Here is an 18,066-nt window from a genome sequence, read left to right as displayed (position 1 = left end):
GTCGCTCACCCCGGCAGCACCGTCAGTCCGTGCGGACGGTGGTTGAGCGGCTCGCAGCCGTCCTCGGTGACCACCACGATGTCCTCGATGCGCGCACCCCACTCGCCGCGGAAGTAGATGCCCGGTTCGATGCTGAACGCCATCCCGGGCCGCAGCACGTCGGCATTGCCGTCGACGATGTACGGCTCCTCGTGGACGGACAGTCCGATGCCGTGCCCGGTCCGGTGCACGAAGACCTCGGCGAGGCCGTGCGCGGCAAGGGCGTCGCGGGCGGCGGCGTCGACCGAGGCGGCGGTGACCCCGGGCCGGACCGCGTCGACCGCCGCCTGCTGCGCCGCCTCGAGCAACGCCACCTTCGCCGCGACGTCGTCGGGGGGCGCGCCGAGGCTGTAGGTGCGGGTGGAGTCGGAGTAGTAGCCGGGCTCGACCGGGCCGCCGATGTCGACGACCACGACGTCGCCGGGTTCGAGGACCCGGTCGGAGACCTCGTGGTGGGGGTCGGCGCCGTGCGGGCCGGACCCGACGATGACGAAGGCGGCCTCGGTGTGGCCCTCGGCGACGATCGCGGCGGTGATGTCGGCCGCGACCTGCGCCTCGGTGCGGCCGGGCCGCAGCCACCGCCCCATCTGCGCGTGCACCCGGTCGATGGCGGCGCCGGCGCGGCGCAGCGCCGCGACCTCCTCGTCGTCCTTGACCATGCGCAGCTGCCGCACCACCTCGGTCGCCAGCACGGGCGGCACCGCGAACCGGGCCGCGAGGGGCACCAGGTGCAGGGCGGGCATGGCGTCGACGACCGCGGTGCGCGGACGCTGCGGCAGCAGCGCGGCGACCTGCGCGTACGGGTCCTGTCCGTCGACCCAGTCGTGCACCGGCAGGTTCAGGTCCGCGGCCGCGGAGTCGGTGAGGGAGGCCAGCTCGAGGCGCGGCACGACGACGGACGCGCCCTGCCCGTCGGTGGGGATCACCAGGCAGGTGAGCCGCTCGAACGATTCCGCGCGTGAGCCGAGCAGGTAGCGCAGGTCCGGTCCGGGGGTGACGAGCAGCGCGTCGAGACCGGCGTCGTGGCCGAGGGCGGCGGCCCGGGCGAGGCGGTCGGCGTAGACGGTTGCGGGGAAGCGGCGCTCGGGGGAACTCATGCGGACAGCGTAGTGGCGTTTGGCAGGATGACCGGTGTGACTGCGACGCCGGCCTCCGCCGCCCCCGTGCCCCCCACCGGCCCGTTGATGCTGCTCGACGGGGCGAGCCTGTGGTTCCGCGCGTTCCACGCGCTGCCCGAATCGCTCACCGCCCCGGACGGCCGCCCGGTCAACGCGGTGCGGGGGTTCACCGACATGGTGGCGTCGCTGATCACCAAGCATCGGCCGGCGCGGCTGGTGGTGTGCCTGGATCTGGACTGGCGGCCGGCGTTCCGGGTGGCGGCGGTGCCGAGTTACAAAGCGCACCGGGTGGCCGCCGGTTCGGACGGCACCGCCGAGGAGGTGCCGGCGGCGCTGCCGCCGCAGGTGCCGATGATCCTCGACGTGCTGGCCGCGGTCGGGCTCGCCACCGCCGGGGCGGCCGGGTTCGAGGCCGACGACGTGATCGGCACTCTCGCCGCCGGCGAGGCCCGCGACCCGGTGCTGGTGGTCAGCGGCGACCGGGATCTGCTGCAGGTGGTGCGCGGCGGCGCGGTGCCGGTGCGGGTGGTGTACGTCGGGCGGGGCCTGGCCAAGGCCGAGGTGTTCGGTCCGGCGGAGGTCGCGGCCCGGTACGGGCTTCCGCCCGGGCGGGCCGGAGCGGCCTACGCCGAGCTGGCGGCGCTGCGCGGGGACCCCTCGGACGGGTTGCCGGGCGTCAAGGGGATCGGGGAGAAGACCGCGTCGACGCTCCTGCAGGAGTACGGGTCGCTCGCGGCGCTGCGCGCGGCGGCCGCGGACCCGGCGTCGGGGCTGGCGAAGGGGGTGCGCGCCAAGCTGATCGACGCCGGCGAGTATCTGGACGCGGCGGTGCCGGTGGTGCGGGTGGCCACCGACGCTCCGGTCCGGGTGTCGCGCCCGGACACGATCCCGGGGGCCCCCGTCGATCCGCAGGGACTCGAGCGGCTGGCCCAGGATCTGGGGATCGGGCGGTCCGCCGCCCGGTTGACCGCGGCGGCGGCCGGGGTGTGAGGGCGACGGACCGGCGTGCTCAGTTGGGCCGGCTGACCTCGTAGGTGCCCTCGTCGTCGGTGAAGGTCAAGGTCACCGTCCGGAACTGCCCGTCCACCGTGAGGGTGCACTCGAAGCTGTTGCCCGCCTTGACTTCTTCGCCGTCCGGGCACTGCACGTCGGAGACGTCGGTTGCGCCGTACGACTCGGTGAGGACCTTCTCGACGCCGGCCTGCGCGGCCTCGGGGTCGAGGGTGTCGGTGCCGCCGAAGAGCAGGACGGCGCCGATGATCGCCCCGATCAGCACGAGCGCAGCGACGGCCAGGCCGACGATCAGGCCGGTCTTCGACTTCGTCTGCGGTGCACCGGCATTCCACTGGTTCGCGCCGGTCCATTGCTGGCCTTGCGGCTGACCGGGTTGCTGCTGTCCCCACTGGCCCTGTTGCGGCTGGCCCTGCTGCGGTTGTCCCCACTGCTGGCCGGGCTGCTGTCCCCATTGCTGGCCTTGCGGCTGACCGGGTTGCTGCTGTCCCCACTGGCCCTGCTGCGGCTGGCCCTGCTGCGGTTGTCCCCACTGCTGGCCGGGCTGCTGCCCCCATTGCTGGCCTTGCGGCTGACCGGGTTGCTGCTGTCCCCACTGGCCCTGTTGTGGCTGGCCCTGCTGCGGCTGCCCCCACTGCGGCTGGCCCTGCTGGGGCTGGCCTGGGCTCTGCTGAGCCCACGACTGCCCGGGAGCCTGGCCCTGCTGCGGTGTGCCGAACGCCTGCGTCGGTGCCGGCCCCTGCTCGGCTCCGGAGGACGGCGGGGGCGACGGCGCCCACTGCTTGGTCGAATCGTCGGAATCCTGCGGGTCGTGCGGACCGCTCATTGTCGCCTCCACCTGCCTTCGCTGTGTCCAATTACCGTAGTCGTAGCACCCCACCCATCACGAGGAAGCCGTGTGGCAGCGCGCGTATCAAACCACACGCGGTGTCTTCACGCCGCATCGACCGCGACGACACCGCGCCGGATCGCGCCGATCGCGCGGGCGGCCGTCTTGGCGAGCTGCGGGTCGACGGCGCCGGTGCGGATCTGATCGAGCAGATCGATGACCTGCCGGCACCAGCGCACGAAATCGCCCGCCGACAGGTCACGTCCGGCGGTGCCGGCGGCGAGCAGAGCCTCGGTCAACGACTGGGTGCTCACCCACGTGTAGATGGCGTCGACGAATCCGGGATCCGGTTCCCGGGTCGGGGGCAGCTTGAAGCGGACCTCGTCGGCGCGCAGCTGTCCGCACAGACGGACGGTGTCGGCGAGCGCGCGACGCAGCGGCCCGGTCGGCCCGTACTCGGTGGCGCCCTCCTCGACGCGGGCTTCGTACACCACGGCCGAGACGACCGCGGCGAGCTCGGCGGGCGAGAGCCCGGCCCACACCCCGTGGCGCAGGCATTCGGCGACCAGCAGGTCGCTCTCGCTGTAGATGCGGGCGAGCCGCTCCCCCGCCTCGGTGGTCGACGGATCGTCGCCGGCGGTGAGGTAGCCCCGCTCGGTCAGCAACGCGACGATCCGCTCGAAGGTGCGTGCGAGGGAATTGGTGGTGGCCGCGGATTGGCGGCGCATCTGGGCCACCTCCCGGCCCAGCCGGTTGTAGCGTTCCCCGAGCCGGGCGAGACGGTCGAGATCGGGATGCTGGTGGGCCGGATGCCGGCGCAGCCGCCGCCGCAGCGTGTCGATTTCGCGGCTGTCGCCGTGCTTGGCGCGCTTGGGTCGGCGCGGCGCGGAAATCCCGGTGCTGCGCAGCGCCGATGCGAGGTCCCGGCGGGCCCGGGCGGTGCGGGCGTCGGCGTGCCGGGGCAGCCGGAGCTTCCCCAATGCGGTCGCCGGGGCCGGGAAGTCCGCGGCCGACACCCGGCCGGACCAGGCGTCCGCGGTGACCACGAGCGGCCGGGGATCGGTGACATCGGTGTCGGTCTCGAGGACGACGGCCAGGCCCGTGCGTCGGCCGCCGGGGATGGCGACGATGTCGCCGCGGCGCAGCGCGAGCAGCGACGCGACCGCCGCCTGCCGGCGGTCCTGCCGCGCCTGGCGTTCGCGGGCACGTTCGAGCTGGGTCAGTTCCTCGCGCAGCTGCAGGTAGTCGAGGATCTCGCCGTCCTCGCCGCCGAGCTGGTCGCGCAGCTTGGCGAGGGTCTTCTCGTTGCGCTCGATGCCACGGGTCAGGCCGACGACCGACTTGTCCGCCTGGAACTGCGCGAAGGACCGTTCCAGCAGTGCCCGCGAGTGTTCGGCGCCGACCGCGTCGATCAGGTTGACCGCCATGTTGTACGACGGGCGGAACGAGCTGCGCAGCGGGAACGTGCGGGTGGAGGCGAGCCCGGCGACGTCGGCGGGCTCGAGACCCGGCTGCCACAGCACCACCGCGTGGCCCTCGACGTCGATGCCGCGCCGTCCGGCCCGCCCGGTGAGCTGGGTGTACTCGCCCGGGGTGAGTTCGGCGTGGGTTTCGCCGTTGTACTTGACCAGCTTCTCGAGCACCACGGTGCGGGCCGGCATGTTGATGCCCAGGGCGAGGGTTTCGGTGGCGAACACCGCGCGCACCAGGCCGCGGACGAACAGATCCTCGACGGTGTGCCGGAACGCCGGGAGCATGCCGGCATGGTGGGCGGCGATGCCGCGTTCGAGGGCGGCGCGCCACTCCCGGAAGCCGAGCACCTCGAGGTCGGCGCGCGGCAGGTCGCCGGTGTGCTCGTCGACGACCGCCCGGATCTGCGCGATCTCGGCCTCGGAGGTCAGGTGCAGCCCGGCGCGCAGGCACTGACCGACGGCGGCGTCGCAGCCGGCGCGGCTGAAGACGAACGTGATCGCCGGCAACAACCCTTCCCGGTCGAGGCGGGCGACGACCTCCGGGCGCGGCAGCGGCCGGAACCCGATGCGCCCGCGGGGCCCGCCCCACCGGCCGGCCGAGTCGAGGACGGCGCGGCGGCGCACCTGCTCGACGAGTTCCCGGTTGACCACGACCCCGCGGCGACCGGTGCCGTCCGCCGCGTCCGGGTGTGCGGCGGATTCGAACAGGTCGAAGATGCGGGGACCGACCATGACGTGCTGGTGCAGCGGAATGGGCCGCACCTCGTCGACGACGACGGCGGTGTCCCCGCGCACGGTCTCCATCCAGTCACCGAACTCCTCGGCGTTGGAGACGGTCGCGGACAGGCTGACCAGGCGCACGTCCTCGGGCAGGTGCAGGATGACCTCCTCCCACACCGCGCCGCGGAACCGGTCGGCGAGGAAGTGCACCTCGTCCATCACCACGTGGGTCAGCCCGATCAGGGTGGTCGAGGACGCGTAGAGCATGTTGCGCAGCACCTCGGTGGTCATCACCACCACCGGGGCGTCCGGGTTGACGGACTGATCACCGGTGAGCAGCCCGACCGCGGCCTTGCCGTAGCGGGCGACCAGATCGGCATACTTCTGGTTGCTCAGTGCCTTGATGGGGGTGGTGTAGAAGCACTTGCTGCCGGCACGCAGCGCCAGATGCACGGCGAACTCCCCGACCACGGTCTTGCCGGCGCCGGTGGGGGCGCACACGAGCACGCCGTGCCCGCCCTCGAGGGCGCGGCAGGCCTGCACCTGGAACGGGTCGAGCGGGAAGGGCAGCCCGGCGGTGAACTCGGCGAGCCGGGACGCCGGCGGGGGCGTGGTGGATCCGGTGTCGGGTGAATCGGTCACAGGCGACTAGAGGGTGTCGGAGTAGTCGGCGGACGCGGGCCCGGGCGGCGGCGTGGAGGTGGGCGCCGGCACCGGGGCCGGCGGGGTGATCGGCGAGCTCTCGTCGTCGTCGAGGTCACCCCAGCCCTGTTCCCGGTCGCGGCGGGCCCGGCGCTTGTCGTTGAGGCGGGCGCTCTGGATGGCCAGCTCGAGCAGCACGGTCAGGGCCGCGGCCAGCGCCAGCATCGAGAACGGGTCCTGCCCCGGGGTGGCGACGGCCGCGAAGACGAACATCGCCATGATCAGCCCCCGCCGCCACGCCTTGAGCTTGGCGTAGCTGAGGATCCCGACGGCGTTGAGGGCGACGATGACGAGGGGGATCTCGAAGGACACCCCGAAGATCACGAGCAGGTTGATGATGAACCCGAAGTACTCCGAGCCCGACAGCGCGGTGACCTGCACGTCGTTGCCGACGGTGAGCAGGAACGACAACGCGTGCGAGACCACCAGGTAGGCCAGGACGGCGCCCGCGACGAACAGTGCCGCGCCGGAGACGACGAACCCGATCGCGTAGCGGCGTTCCTTCGCATACAGCCCGGGGGTGATGAACGCCCACAGCTCGTACAGCCAGATCGGGCAGGCGAGCACGATGCCCGCGGTCAGCGCCACCTTCAGCCGCAGCATGAACTGCTCGAACGGCCCGGTGGCGAGCAGCCGGCAGCTGTCGTCGGGGCTGATGTCGGCGCGCGCGGACGCCGGCAGATCACAGTAGGGGCCCCGCAGGATCTCGCCGAGGCTCGGCAGCCCGAACAGGCCGGTGCTGTACCAGACGAACCCGACGATCGTGGTGAGGACCACCGCGGCGAGGGCGATGAGCAGACGGGTGCGCAGTTCGTAGAGGTGCTCGACCAGCGACATGGTGCCGTCGGGATTGGTCTTGCGTCGGCTTCGACGCGGATCGAACGGGATGCGCACGGTGCGGTTCTCAGCTCCTGTCACGGCCGCCGGGATCAGCGGAGGACCGGGACATCCGCGCGGATGTCCCGGTCAGGGTAGTACGGTCAGGCCGAACGCGATTCGGGCTGCGACGTCTGCGTCTGCGGCTCCACGGGGGCCTGGGGCGGCTGGGCCGGCGGCAACGGGCTCGGAGCCTGCTGCTGCGCGGGGCGCGCATCGTCGTTCTGCATCTCCTTGACCTCGCTCTTGAAGATGCGCAGCGACCGGCCGAGACCGCGAGCCGCATCGGGCAGCTTCTTCGAACCGAACAGGATGATCACGACGATCGCGACGATGGCCCAGTGCCAGGGGCTCATTGCACCCATTATCAACCTCCACTGATCTGCTGGCGTCGATGCTACCGGACCGCCCTTGCCGCGGCGCGCCGCACAGGGGCGTTCACAGGGAGTTCGCAGCGGCTTCACACACCGTTCCCGGCGAGCGCGTCGTACGCCGTCAGCGCCGCCTGCGCCCGGTCCCGCACCGCCGCGACCAGCTCCGGCGGGCCGAGCACCCGCACCCCCGCGCCGAGGCCGACGGCCAGGCGCGCCATCCAGTCCAGCGACGCGTAGTGCATCACCGCGTCGACGACGCCGTCCTCGTGGGCCTGCACATCGGTGAGCGGATAGTAGTCGAGCAGCCACCCGTAGCCGGACTCGATGCGCAACCGTGCCGCCGGCAGCGCCGGGTCCCCCGCGAACAGGTCGAGGTGGTCGTCCTCGTCCAGCGCCCGCTCGGGCGGATCCGCCGGTTCGTCGAGTTCGGTGGCGGCGTCGATGCGGTCGAACCGGAACAGCCGCACCCCGTCGGCGGCGCGGCACCAGGCCTGCAGGTAGGTCTGCTCCCCGACCAGCACGATCCGGATCGGATCGACGTCGCGTTCGGACACCGCGTCGCGGGAGGCCGAATAGTAGGTCAGGTGCAGCGCCCGTCCGTGCTGCACGGCCGACCGCACCGTCGCCGCCACCGGATCCTCGGCGACCGGAGGTGTGGGGGCCGGGGGGCGGGCGGTGGCCGCGGCCGTGCCGGCCGCCGCCTCGATCTTCGCGATCGCCCCGAGCGCCGCGGTGGGGTCGACCACACCGGGCATCTCCACCAGCGACCGCAACGCCACCAGCAGCGCCGTGGCCTCGGTGGACGTCAGCCGCAGCGGCCGGTCGATCCCGGCGGTGAAGGTGACCACGATGCTGTCCTCGGAGAACGACAGATCGATCAGGTCGCCGGGACCGTAGCCGGGTAGCCCGCACACCCACAGCTGATTCAGGTCGTCCATGATCTGCTTCGGGGTGACCCCGAGATCGCGCGCGGCCTCGGCGGCGCTGATCCCCGGATGGGCCAGGAAGTAGGGCACCAGGTTCAGCAGCCGGGTCAGCCGACCGGACAGACGTGTGCTCATCGGTGCTCCCCCCGCTCGGCGGCCACGCCGCTGTTCGTGCCGGCGCCGGCCGCGACCGTCGGGGTGGCCAGCACCCGGGCCAGGGTGCGGCGCACCTCCTCGCGCAACTCCGGCGGGTCGAGCACCAGCGCGTCGGCGCCCTGCCCGGCGATCACCCGCCCGATCCACTCCCACGACCGCACCGGCACGTCCAGGACCGTGCCGGGCCGGGCGCCCACCACGCGGCGCTCGTGCTCGGTGCCGAGCCGGCGCAGTTCGAATGCGCGCCCGTCCGCGACCCACACCCGGGCATGACCGGTCACGTCGCCGGTGGCGGTGGCGGCGCGGGCGTGCGCCCGCAGGTCCACCCCCTCGGGGATCCGCACGGCCCCGGCAGGACCGAACTCGGTGATGTCGTCGTCGATCCGGGAGAGCCGGAAGGTGCGCGGCGCCCCCCGGTCCCGGTCGAACCCCACCAGATACCAGCGACCGTGCACCGTGACCACCCCCCACGGCTCGACGGTGCGCTCGGTCCACGGGTCGGTCGGGGAACTGCGGTGCCGGAACCGCACCGCGCGGCGCGCGTCGACGGCGGCGAGCAGCCGCCCCAGCACCGGTTCGGAACCGCGACTGCGGGTGGGCATCGCGGTGATCGCGCCCGCCGGATCGGCATCGACCTGCACCCCGGCGGCGCGCAGCTTGAGCAGCGCGCCCTGCGCCGCGGAGGTGAGCTCCGGTGACTCCCACAGCGCCGCCGCCACCGCGACCGCCGCGGCCTCGGCGCTGGTCAGTTCGATCTCGGGCAGTTCGTAGGCGTCGCGGTTGATGCGGTAGCCCTCGACGGTGGAGAACCGGGACGGCATGCCGGTCTCGAGGGGGATCCCCAGATCGCGCAGCTCGTTCTTGTCGCGTTCGAACATGCGGCTGAACGCCTCGTCGCTGCCCGAGTCGTCGTATCCGGCGACGGAGGCGCGGATCTTCTCGGCGGTGAGGAACTGGCGGGTGGACAACAGGCAGATGACCAGGTTCACCAGCCGCTCGACTTTGGAATTCGCCACGCGGTGCAGCCTAATCCCCCGCCCGCCGGTCGACCCGGTTACCGGACGCCGGCCCCTCTGCCGGCGACCCCGGGGCGCTCCTACATCGAGGCGATGAGCCGTTCGACGCGTTCGTCGACCGAGCGGAACGGGTCCTTGCACAGGACCGTGCGCTGCGCCTGATCGTTGAGCTTGAGGTGCACCCAGTCCACGGTGAAGTCGCGGCCCGCGTCCTGCGCGGCGGCGATGAAGTCGCCGCGCAGCTTCGCCCGGGTGGTCTGCGGCGGGGTGTGCACGGCCGCGTCGACGGACTCGTCGTCGGTCAGCCGCGTGGCCAGGCCCTTGCGCTGAAGCAGGTCGAACACCCCGCGCCCGCGTTTGATGTCGTGGTACGCCAGGTCCAGCTGGGCGATCTTCGGGTCGGACAGCTCCAGGTCGTAGCGGTCCTGGTAGCGCTGGAACAGCTTGCGCTTGATCACCCAGTCGACCTCGGTTTCGACCTTCGCGAAGTCCTGCGACTCGACCGCGTCGAGCACCCGGCCCCACAGATCCACCACCTGCTCGACGTGCGGATCGGGTTCGCGGGTGCGCAGGTACTCCACCGCCCGGCCGTGATACTCGCGCTGGATGTCGAGGGCGCTGGCCTGCCGGCCACCGGCCAGGCGCACCGGCCTGCGCCCGGTCAGGTCGTGGCTGACCTCCCGGATGGCCCGGATCGGATTGTCGAGCGCGAAGTCGCGGAACGCCACCCCGGCCTCGATCATCTCGAGCACCAGCGACGCGGAGCCGACCTTGAGCATCGTGGTGGTCTCGGACATGTTCGAGTCCCCGACGATCACGTGCAACCGCCGGTACTTCTCGGCGTCGGCGTGCGGCTCGTCGCGGGTGTTGATGATCGGCCGGGACCGGGTGGTCGCCGACGACACGCCCTCCCAGATGTGCTCGGCGCGCTGCGACAGGCAGAACGTGGCCGCCTTGGGGGTCTGCAGCACCTTCCCGGCGCCGCAGATCAACTGCCGCGTCACCAGGAACGGCAGCAGCACGTCCGAGATGCGGGAGAACTCCCCGGCCCGCACCACGAGGTAGTTCTCGTGGCAGCCGTAGGAGTTGCCGGCCGAGTCGGTGTTGTTCTTGAACAGGTAGATGTCCCCGCCGATGCCCTCCTCGGCGAGGCGCTGCTCGGCGTCGATCAGCAGTTCCTCGAGCACCCGCTCGCCGGCGTGATCGTGCTCGACGAGCTGGAGAAGGTCGTCGCATTCGGCCGTGGCGTACTCCGGGTGCGACCCGACGTCCAGGTACAGGCGCGCCCCGTTGCGGAGGAACACGTTCGAGCTGCGCCCCCAGGACACCACCCGGCGGAACAGATACCGGGCGACCTCGTCCGGGCTCAGCCGCCGGTGCCCGTGGAAGGTGCACGTGACGCCGAACTCCGTCTCGATGCCCATGATTCGTCGCTGCACACTTCGACAGTACCGCGCGGAATCACCGAGCATGAGCCGCAACGGGATTACCGTCGAACCCGTGATGTTCGCCCCCGCACCGTTGACACGCCTGGACCGGTCCCTGTTCGCGGGCAGCGCCGCCCTGCGGCCCTCCCCCGCCGACCCCGTGCTGCGCGGCCTGAGCCGCGCCGCCGACCACGGTCGGCTGTGGCTGGGCTGCGCCGCGGCGTGCGCCGCGATGGGCGGACGGCCCCGGCGCGGCGCCGTCCGCGGCCTGCTGGCCCTGGGCGGGGCCAGCGCCCTGGCCAACGGGGTGCTCAAGCCGCTGCTGCCGCGCCGCCGCCCCCCGGCCCGGCAGGACGGGCCGCTGCGCCGCTCGCTGCCGACGCCGCGCTCGTCGTCGTTCCCGTCCGGGCATTCGGCGTCGGCGGCGGCCTTCGCCACCGGGATGGCCCTCGAATCCCCGCTGGCGGGGGCCGTGCTCGCGCCGGTGGCCGCGGCGGTCGCCTACTCCCGGGTGCACACCGGGGTGCACTGGCCGGCCGACGTGGTCACCGGCGTCGCCCTCGGCACGGCGGTGGCCCTGGCCACCCGGCGCTGGTGGGCGGTCCGCACCGAGGAGCCCGCCCGGCTGGGCCCACCCGCCCCGGCTCCCGCCCTGCCGGAAGGCCGGGACCTGCTGGTGCTGGTCAACCCCGACGCGGGCCGGGACGACGGCGCGGACGCGATCGCCGCGGCGCTGCCCCGGGCACGGGTGATCGTCCTCGACCCGGACCAGGAGTTCGCCACCCAACTCGACCGGTACGTCGCCGAGCACGCCCCCGCGGCGCTCGGCGTACACGGCGGGGACGGCACCGTGCGGGCCGCGGCCGGCGCGGCCGTGGCGCACGGCCTGCCGCTGGCGGTGTTCCCGGGCGGCACCCTGAACCATTTCGCGCGCGACGCCGGGCTGCTCGACCTGGAGCAGACCGTGCGCGCGGTCGAGCGCGGGCAGGCCCAGCGCGTGGATCTCGGCCGGGTACAGGTCGACAGGTCCGGGCCGGAGGGTGGCCCGGTGTTCGTCAACACCGCCAGCGTGGGCGGCTATCCGGACTCGGTGCGGCTGCGCGAACGCTGGGAGCCGCGGATCGGCAAGTGGCCGGCCGCCGCGGCGGCGTTGGCCGCGGTCCTCGCGACCGCGAGCCCGCTGCGGGTGTCGCTGGACGGGGTGCCCACCGCGGTGTGGTTGCTGTTCGTCGGCAACGGACGGTACGCACCGGACGATCGGGTGCCGATGTCACGGCCCCGCCTCGACACCGGGACCCTGGACGTGCGGTATCTGCGGGCCGATCTGCACTGGTCGCGGACGCGACTGCTCGCGGCCGCGGCCACCGGCAGCCTCGCCGGGTCCCCGATCCACGTGCGGCGCGATGCGCCGGCGCTGTCGGTGCGGGTGCGTGACGGGCGGGTCGCCCTGGCCACCGACGGTGAGGTCCTCGCCGAGGGCACGCGGTTCGAGTTCCGCAGCGCCCCCGGCGCGCTGACCGTCTACCGGCCCGTCGATCAGGAACCCTGAGCGGGCTCCGCTCCGTCCGCCCCGGCGGTGTCACTGCCCGCCCCGGCGGTGTCACTGCCCGGCCCGGCGGTGTCACTGCCCGGCAGCAACTGGTCGAGCGCGGCGCCGGTGATGCGGCGGAACGCGCGGCGCGGGCGGGGCTTCTCGAGCACCGCCACCTCGAGTTCGGCGCGGCCGAGCACCCGGGTGCCGTTCTCGGGTCCGGCGGCGGGCACCTGCTGCAAGGCCTGCACTGCGACCTGCACCGCCTCGGCGAGGGACAGCCCCGGCCGGTACGACTCGCGTAGCGCGGTGGCGATGGGTTCGGTGTGCCCACCCATCACCACGAACTGCGGTTCGTCGACGATCGACCCGTCGTAGGTGATGCGGTACAGCTGCGCCGTGTCGGCGGACTCGGCGCGGCCGACCTCGGCGACGCAGATCTCCACCTCGTACGGCTTGGGCTGCTCGGTGAAGATGGTGCCCAGGGTCTGGGCGTACGCGTTGGCCAGCGACCGCACGGTCACATCGCGCCGGTCGTAGGAGTAGCCGCGCATGTCGGCGTGCACGATCCCGGCGCGCCGCAGGTTCTCGAACTCGTTGTACTTGCCGACCGCGGCGAATCCGATGCGGTCGTACAGTTCACTGACCTTGTGCAGGGCCTTCGACGGGTTCTCGGCAACGAACACCACCCCGTCGGCGTAGATCAGCACGACCACACTGCGGCCCCGCGCGATGCCCTTGCGCGCCAGTTCCGAGCGATCGCGCATGATCTGCTCGGCGGACGCATAGTACGGCAGCGTCACAGCGCACCTCCCTGCCCGGACTCGGTGACGGTGCGGTCCGCGACGACGGTGCGGGCCAGCTCGGACAATGTCTGCTCCGGCACCTCGACGGCGCCGTCGGCGGTGATGACCACCGCGGTGGGATAGATGCCGCGGGCGGTGTCCGGGCCGCCGGTGGCGGTGTCGTCGTCGGCGGCGTCGTAGAGGGCCTCGACGACGGTGCGCAGCGCCGCCGCCTGGTCCGCGTCGGCGCGGTAGAGCTTCTTGAGCGACGACTTGGCGAACAACGACCCCGAGCCCACCGCGTGGTAGCCGGCGCGCTCCTCGTAGCGGCCCCCCACCACGTCGTAGGACACGATCCGGCCGGCGCGCTGCGGGTCCGGTGCCTCGAGGTCGTAGCCGACCAGCAGCGGGACCACCGCCAGGCCCTGCATCGCGGCCCCGAGGTTGCCGCGCACCATCGACGACAACCGGTTGGCCTTGCCGTCGAAGGTCAGCGGGACACCTTCGATCTTCTCGTAGTGCTCGAGTTCCACCGCGAACAGGCGCACGAGTTCGACGGCCAGCCCGGCGGTGCCGGCGATCCCGGCCGCGGAGTAGCTGTCGGTGACGAACACCTTCTGCACGTCCCGGCTGGCCACCATGTTGCCCATGGTGGCGCGCCGGTCACCGGCGATCAGCACCCCACCGGCGAACGTCACCGCGACGATCGTGGTGCCGTGCGGGGCGATGTCCGCGTCGGCGCCGCGCAGCCCGGGACGGTTCTCCGGCAGCAGTTCCGGCGCGTGCAGGCGCAGGTGGTCGGAGAACGAGGACAGCGGGGAACCGAACGGCATGTGCGGCGGGTGGACGGGGAACGGGATCGGCGAACGCTCCGCTGTCACTGGCCGCCCTTCTGCACGTACGCACGCACGAAGTCCTCGGCGTTCTCCTCGAGCACGTCGTCGATCTCGTCGAGCAGGTCGTCGGTCTCGGCCGCGAGCTTCTCGCGTCGTTCCTGACCGGCACCGCCGTCGCCGACGACCTCGTCGTCGTCGCCTCCGCCACCGCGTGTGGTCCGCTCCTGAGCCATAGCGGTCGACCTCCTCGTTCGTTCGTGGCGCCCGCCCCGGCCGCGACCGGCGCGAGCACCGACTGCTCGGACCTCCACCCTACCGAGCAGATGCGACACTCCGCGCGACTACGCGCGTGTCGCGCCCGCCCGGGCGGGTCAGCTGGTCAGTTCGTCGACCAGCGCGGCCGCCGAATCCACCGAGTCGAGCAACTTGCCGACGTGCGCGCGGCTGCCGCGCAGCGGCTCGAGGGTGGGGATGCGCACCAGCGATTCGCCGCCCAGGTCGAAGATCACCGAGTCCCAGCTGGCGGCGGCGATGTCGGCGCCGAACCGGCGCAGGCATTCGCCGCGGAAGAACGCGCGGGTGTCCGACGGCGGGGTATGCACCGCGTCGAGCACATCCTGCTCGGCGACCAGGCGCTCCATCGAGCCGCGGGCGACGAGCCGGTTGTACAGGCCCTTGTCCAGCCGCACGTCGGAGTACTGCAGGTCCACCAGATGCAGCCGCGGCGCCGACCACGCCAGGCCCTCCCGGTTGCGGAAACCCTCGAGCAGGCGCAGTTTCGCGGGCCAGTCCAGCAGGTGCGCGCAGTCCATGGGGTCGCGTTCGAGCAGGTCGAGGACCATCGCCCACTTGTCGAGGATGTCGCGGACCCGCTTGTCGTCGGTGCCGTCGTGGAACGTCGCGACCCGCTCGTGGTAGATCCGCTGCAGGGCCAGGCCGGTCAGCTCCCGGCCGTCGGTCAGGGCCACGGTCTTGCGCAGCGTGGGGTCGTGGCTGATGTGGTGCACGGCGGTGACCGGCCGCGCCAGCTGCAGATCCGACAGGTCCACACCGGCCTCGATCAGATCCAGCACCAGCGCGGTGGTGCCGACCTTGAGGTAGGTCGACATCTCGGCGAGGTTGGCGTCGCCGATGATGACATGCAGGCGCCGGTACTTGTCGGCGTCGGCGTGCGGCTCGTCGCGGGTGTTGATGATGCCCCGCTTGAGTGTGGTCTCGAGCCCGACCTCGACCTCGATGTAGTCGGCGCGCTGCGACAACTGGAAGCCCGCCTCGTCGCCGGACTGGCCGATGCCGACCCGGCCGGAGCCGGTGATCACCTGCCGGGAGACGAAGAACGGGGTCAACCCCGCGACCACCGCCGAGAACGGCGTGTCGCGGGCCATGAGGTAGTTCTCGTGGGTGCCGTACGAGGCGCCCTTGCCGTCGACGTTGTTCTTGTACAACTGCAGGCGCGGCGCGCCGGGCACGCTCGAGGCGTGCCGGGCGGCCGCCTCCATCACCCGTTCGCCGGCCTTGTCCCAGATGACCGCGTCGAGGGGGTCGGTGACCTCCGGCGCCGAGTACTCCGGGTGGGCGTGGTCGACGTACAGCCGGGCGCCGTTGGTGAGGATCATGTTGGCGGCGCCGACCTCGTCGGCGTCGATGACCGGGGCCGGGCCGTTGAACCGGCCCAGGTCGAAGCCGCGGGCGTCGCGCAGGGGGGATTCGACCTCGTAGTCCCAGCGGGTGCGCTTGGCGCGGGGCACGCCCTCGGCGGCCGCGTACGCCAGCACCGCCTGGGTGGACGTGAGGATCGGGTTCGCTGTGGGCTCGTTGGGTGAGGAGATCCCGTACTCGACCTCGATGCCGATGATCCGCTGCATGACGTCGAGGTTAGGCGATCGGCGCCGGGTCGGGCGGGCCGGGACGGGCGGAAGGTGGGGCGACGGCGGTGTCGAGAAACTCCACCGAGCCGGTCGCGCGCAGGACCTGGCGGACCCCGGGCGGCGCCCAGCCCGCCGTCGGGTCGCGGCCGAGGACGGGGTCGACGAGGTCGAGACGGCGGCCGCGGTGGTGCAGGGTGCAGCCGCCCGCGGCACGCACGTTGCGCACCCAGTCGGTCCGGGGACCGTAGGTCAGTGCGATGCGGTAGCCGCCTGCGCGGCCGAACACCAGCACCGGGGTGCGATAGCGGCGCCCGCTGCGCCGGCCGCGATGTTCGACGATCGCCGTGCCCGGCAGGTGCCCGGCGACGGGCCGGGCGAGCCGGTTGGTGACCACCCGGTTGAACCGGGCGAGGGCACGGGGCAGCGGCACGCTCACCCTCCTGCCGGTCGCGTCGGGTCCCGGTGGGGCCGCCGCTCCCCGCGGCGGCCCCACCGGGACGGCGTCACAGGTACTGGCCGGTGTTCGACTCGGTGTCGATGGCCCGGCTGGCGCTGGCGTTCTTACCGGTGACCAGGGTGCGGATGTAGACGATGCGTTCGCCCTTCTTGCCCGAGATCCGTGCCCAGTCGTCCGGGTTGGTGGTGTTGGGCAGGTCCTCGTTCTCGGCGAATTCGTCGACGATGGAGTCGAGCAGGTGCTGCACCCGCAGGCCCGGTGCCCCGGTCTCGAGCACCGACTTGATCGCGTACTTCTTGGCGCGGTCGACGATGTTCTGGATCATCGCCCCGGAGTTGAAGTCCTTGAAGTACAGGACCTCCTTGTCACCGTTGGCGTACGTCACTTCGAGGAAGCGGTTCTCCTCGCTCTCGGCGTACATCCGGTCGACGACCCGTTCGATCATCGCGCGCACGCACGCACCGCGGTGCCCGCCGAACTCGGCGAGGTCGTCGGCGTGCACCGGCAGTCCCTCGGTGAGGTACTTGGAGAAGATGTCCAGTGCCGCCTCGGCGTCGGGCCGTTCGATCTTGATCTTCACGTCGAGCCGGCCGGGCCGCAGGATCGCCGGGTCGATCATGTCCTCCCGGTTGGACGCGCCGATCACGATGACGTTCTCGAGGCCCTCGACACCGTCGATCTCCGACAGCAGCTGCGGCACCACCGTGGTCTCGACGTCGGAGGACACCCCGGAGCCGCGGGTGCGGAAGATCGAGTCCATCTCGTCGAAGAACACGATCACCGGGGTGCCTTCGGACGCCTTCTCCCGCGCCCGCTGGAAGATCAACCGGATGTGGCGTTCGGTCTCGCCGACGAACTTGTTGAGCAGTTCGGGGCCCTTGATGTTGAGGAAGTAGGACTTGGCCTCCTTCGAATCCTCGCCGCGGGCCTCGGCGATCTTCTTGGCGAGCGAATTGGCGACGGCCTTGGCGATGAGGGTCTTGCCGCAGCCGGGCGGGCCGTAGAGCAGCACCCCCTTGGGTGGGCGCAGCGCGTATTCCCGGAACAGGTCCTTGTGCAGGAACGGCAGTTCCACCGCGTCGCGGATCTGTTCGATCTGCCGGCCGAGGCCACCGATGTCGTTGTAGTCGACGTCGGGAACCTCTTCGAGGACGAGGTCCTCGACCTCGGCCTTGGGGATGCGCTCGAAGGCGTACCCGGCCTTGCTGTCGACCAGCAGCGAGTCGCCCGGCCGCAGCTTGAACGACGCTTCGGTGTCCTCGCCGCCCTCGCCGACCTCGACGATCCCGGCCGCGGCTGCCGCCGCGGCGGCCAGCGGCGCGGCCAGCCACACGATGCGTTCCTCGTCGGCGTGTCCGACCACGAGGGCGCGGGTGCCGTCGTCGAGGACCTCGCGCAAGGTGGTGATCTCCCCGACCCGCTCGAAGCCGCCGGCTTCGACGACGGTCAGCGCCTCGTTCAACCGGACCGTCTGTCCGGAGACGAACGACTCGGGTTCGAGGTTCGGGGACACGGTGACCCGCATCTTGCGGCCGGAGGTGAACACGTCCACGGTCTGGTCGTCGTAGATGCCGAGCAGCACCCCGTAACCGCTGGGGGGCTGACCGAGCCGGTCGACTTCCTCGCGCAGGGTGATCAGCTGCTGGCGGGCCTCTTTGAGGGTGTCCATCAGCTTGCCGTTGCGCACGGTCAGGGAGTCGAGCCGGGCCTCGAGGTCACGGACCTGTTCGGACGGTTCGACGAGCCGCCGCCGCAGGGCGGTCGCCTCGGCGCGCAGCGCTTCGAGTTCTTGTGCCGCCGCAACCGAATCCGGGTTCTCTGTCGAGCTCATGTGCGACTCCCTCCACTATCGGTCATTCCACGCTACCGGCAGACGGCCGACTGTGTGGTGCGACGCGAAATCGGCATGCGGCGAATGCGTGT

At 72.2% G+C, this 18,066-nt stretch carries 16 protein-coding genes; 2 read left to right on the top strand and 14 right to left on the bottom strand.

Annotated features, from left to right (window positions below):
- Positions 1 to 5: 5 nt before the first annotated feature.
- A complete protein-coding gene (locus LZP97_RS07920; protein ID WP_048773789.1) occupies positions 6 to 1,136 on the bottom strand; it encodes a M24 family metallopeptidase in 1,131 nt (376 codons plus the stop codon).
- Between the two features lie 27 nt (positions 1,137 to 1,163).
- Between LZP97_RS07920 and LZP97_RS07915 the strand changes: the two genes are divergently transcribed.
- Positions 1,164 to 2,147 (top strand): 5'-3' exonuclease, encoded by a 984-nt coding sequence (locus LZP97_RS07915; RefSeq protein WP_017682300.1) that lies wholly within the window; start codon positions 1,164 to 1,166, stop codon positions 2,145 to 2,147.
- 19 nt (positions 2,148 to 2,166) lie between these two features.
- Here LZP97_RS07915 and LZP97_RS07910 read toward each other — a convergent pair whose 3' ends face one another.
- From LZP97_RS07910 to pafA, 7 genes are all read right to left on the bottom strand, one after another.
- A complete protein-coding gene (locus LZP97_RS07910) occupies positions 2,167 to 2,994 on the bottom strand; it encodes a DUF4333 domain-containing protein (RefSeq protein ID WP_048773829.1) in 828 nt (275 codons plus the stop codon).
- A 107-nt stretch (positions 2,995 to 3,101) separates the two neighbouring features.
- The gene (locus tag LZP97_RS07905; RefSeq protein ID WP_048773788.1) at positions 3,102 to 5,831 is read right to left on the bottom strand and encodes a DEAD/DEAH box helicase; all 2,730 of its coding nucleotides are present in this window, start codon (positions 5,829 to 5,831) and stop codon (positions 3,102 to 3,104) included.
- Positions 5,832 to 5,837: 6 nt separating this feature from the next.
- Positions 5,838 to 6,785, bottom strand: coding sequence for a twin-arginine translocase subunit TatC (gene tatC, locus LZP97_RS07900; protein ID WP_040269756.1), 948 nt, complete (start codon positions 6,783 to 6,785; stop codon positions 5,838 to 5,840).
- Positions 6,786 to 6,871: 86 nt separating this feature from the next.
- Positions 6,872 to 7,132, bottom strand: a complete 261-nt coding sequence (tatA, locus tag LZP97_RS07895; protein ID WP_040269754.1) for a Sec-independent protein translocase subunit TatA — start codon at positions 7,130 to 7,132, stop codon at positions 6,872 to 6,874.
- Positions 7,133 to 7,227: 95 nt separating this feature from the next.
- Positions 7,228 to 8,202, bottom strand: coding sequence for a helix-turn-helix transcriptional regulator (locus LZP97_RS07890; RefSeq protein ID WP_017682296.1), 975 nt, complete (start codon positions 8,200 to 8,202; stop codon positions 7,228 to 7,230).
- The gene (locus LZP97_RS07885; RefSeq protein WP_017682295.1) at positions 8,199 to 9,239 is read right to left on the bottom strand and encodes a helix-turn-helix transcriptional regulator; all 1,041 of its coding nucleotides are present in this window, start codon (positions 9,237 to 9,239) and stop codon (positions 8,199 to 8,201) included. The genes LZP97_RS07890 and LZP97_RS07885 overlap by 4 nt, the downstream gene beginning before the upstream one ends.
- Before the next feature lie 80 nt (positions 9,240 to 9,319).
- Positions 9,320 to 10,678 (bottom strand): Pup--protein ligase, encoded by a 1,359-nt coding sequence (gene pafA, locus LZP97_RS07880; RefSeq protein WP_003937216.1) that lies wholly within the window; start codon positions 10,676 to 10,678, stop codon positions 9,320 to 9,322.
- A 64-nt stretch (positions 10,679 to 10,742) separates the two neighbouring features.
- Between pafA and LZP97_RS07875 the strand changes: the two genes are divergently transcribed.
- Entirely contained in the window at positions 10,743 to 12,215 is a 1,473-nt protein-coding gene (locus LZP97_RS07875; protein ID WP_048773827.1) for a bifunctional phosphatase PAP2/diacylglycerol kinase family protein, read from the top strand.
- Here the strand turns inward: LZP97_RS07875 and prcA are convergent.
- The 6 genes from prcA to arc all read right to left on the bottom strand — a co-directional run bounded on the left by prcA (position 12,203) and on the right by arc (position 17,974).
- On the bottom strand, positions 12,203 to 13,000 hold the full coding sequence (gene prcA, locus LZP97_RS07870) for a proteasome subunit alpha (protein WP_010596451.1): 798 nt from the start codon (positions 12,998 to 13,000) through the stop codon (positions 12,203 to 12,205). The genes LZP97_RS07875 and prcA overlap by 13 nt on opposite strands.
- Positions 12,997 to 13,815, bottom strand: a complete 819-nt coding sequence (gene prcB, locus LZP97_RS07865) for a proteasome subunit beta (protein WP_017681810.1) — start codon at positions 13,813 to 13,815, stop codon at positions 12,997 to 12,999. The genes prcA and prcB overlap by 4 nt, the downstream gene beginning before the upstream one ends.
- 44 nt (positions 13,816 to 13,859) lie before the next feature.
- Positions 13,860 to 14,051: a ubiquitin-like protein Pup gene (locus tag LZP97_RS07860; RefSeq protein ID WP_003937722.1), complete on the bottom strand. Its 192-nt coding sequence runs from the start codon at positions 14,049 to 14,051 to the stop codon at positions 13,860 to 13,862.
- A gap of 138 nt (positions 14,052 to 14,189) precedes the next feature.
- Positions 14,190 to 15,683: a depupylase/deamidase Dop gene (gene dop / locus LZP97_RS07855; RefSeq protein ID WP_010596453.1), complete on the bottom strand. Its 1,494-nt coding sequence runs from the start codon at positions 15,681 to 15,683 to the stop codon at positions 14,190 to 14,192.
- A 10-nt stretch (positions 15,684 to 15,693) separates the two neighbouring features.
- Positions 15,694 to 16,116 (bottom strand): nitroreductase family deazaflavin-dependent oxidoreductase, encoded by a 423-nt coding sequence (locus LZP97_RS07850; protein ID WP_017681809.1) that lies wholly within the window; start codon positions 16,114 to 16,116, stop codon positions 15,694 to 15,696.
- Between the two features lie 73 nt (positions 16,117 to 16,189).
- Positions 16,190 to 17,974 (bottom strand): proteasome ATPase, encoded by a 1,785-nt coding sequence (gene arc, locus LZP97_RS07845; RefSeq protein WP_017681808.1) that lies wholly within the window; start codon positions 17,972 to 17,974, stop codon positions 16,190 to 16,192.
- Between the last annotated feature and the right edge of the window lie 92 nt (positions 17,975 to 18,066).

Origin of the sequence: Rhodococcus sp. DMF-1, from assembly GCF_021441945.1 — a bacterium.
GTDB classification, from domain to species: Bacteria; Actinomycetota; Actinomycetes; order Mycobacteriales; family Mycobacteriaceae; genus Rhodococcus; species Rhodococcus ruber.
Note: the sequence above shows the minus strand (reverse complement) of the source record. Positions and strands in the feature narration are given on the sequence as shown.

Excerpts from the sequence above, each read along its gene's own strand:
- LZP97_RS07920 (WP_048773789.1), bottom strand. The coding sequence starts at position 1,136 with ATGAGTTCCCCCGAGCGCCGCTTCCCCGCAACCGTCTACGCCGACCGC.
- LZP97_RS07915 (WP_017682300.1), top strand. The coding sequence starts at position 1,164 with ATGACCGGTGTGACTGCGACGCCGGCCTCCGCCGCCCCCGTGCCCCCC.
- LZP97_RS07910 (WP_048773829.1), bottom strand. The coding sequence starts at position 2,994 with ATGAGCGGTCCGCACGACCCGCAGGATTCCGACGATTCGACCAAGCAG.
- tatA (WP_040269754.1), bottom strand. The coding sequence starts at position 7,132 with ATGGGTGCAATGAGCCCCTGGCACTGGGCCATCGTCGCGATCGTCGTG.
- LZP97_RS07890 (WP_017682296.1), bottom strand. The coding sequence starts at position 8,202 with ATGAGCACACGTCTGTCCGGTCGGCTGACCCGGCTGCTGAACCTGGTG.
- LZP97_RS07875 (WP_048773827.1), top strand. The coding sequence starts at position 10,743 with ATGTTCGCCCCCGCACCGTTGACACGCCTGGACCGGTCCCTGTTCGCG.
- prcB (WP_017681810.1), bottom strand. The coding sequence starts at position 13,815 with ATGCCGTTCGGTTCCCCGCTGTCCTCGTTCTCCGACCACCTGCGCCTG.
- LZP97_RS07860 (WP_003937722.1), bottom strand. The coding sequence starts at position 14,051 with ATGGCTCAGGAGCGGACCACACGCGGTGGCGGAGGCGACGACGACGAG.
- dop (WP_010596453.1), bottom strand. The coding sequence starts at position 15,683 with ATGCAGCGGATCATCGGCATCGAGGTCGAGTACGGGATCTCCTCACCC.
- arc (WP_017681808.1), bottom strand. The coding sequence starts at position 17,974 with ATGAGCTCGACAGAGAACCCGGATTCGGTTGCGGCGGCACAAGAACTC.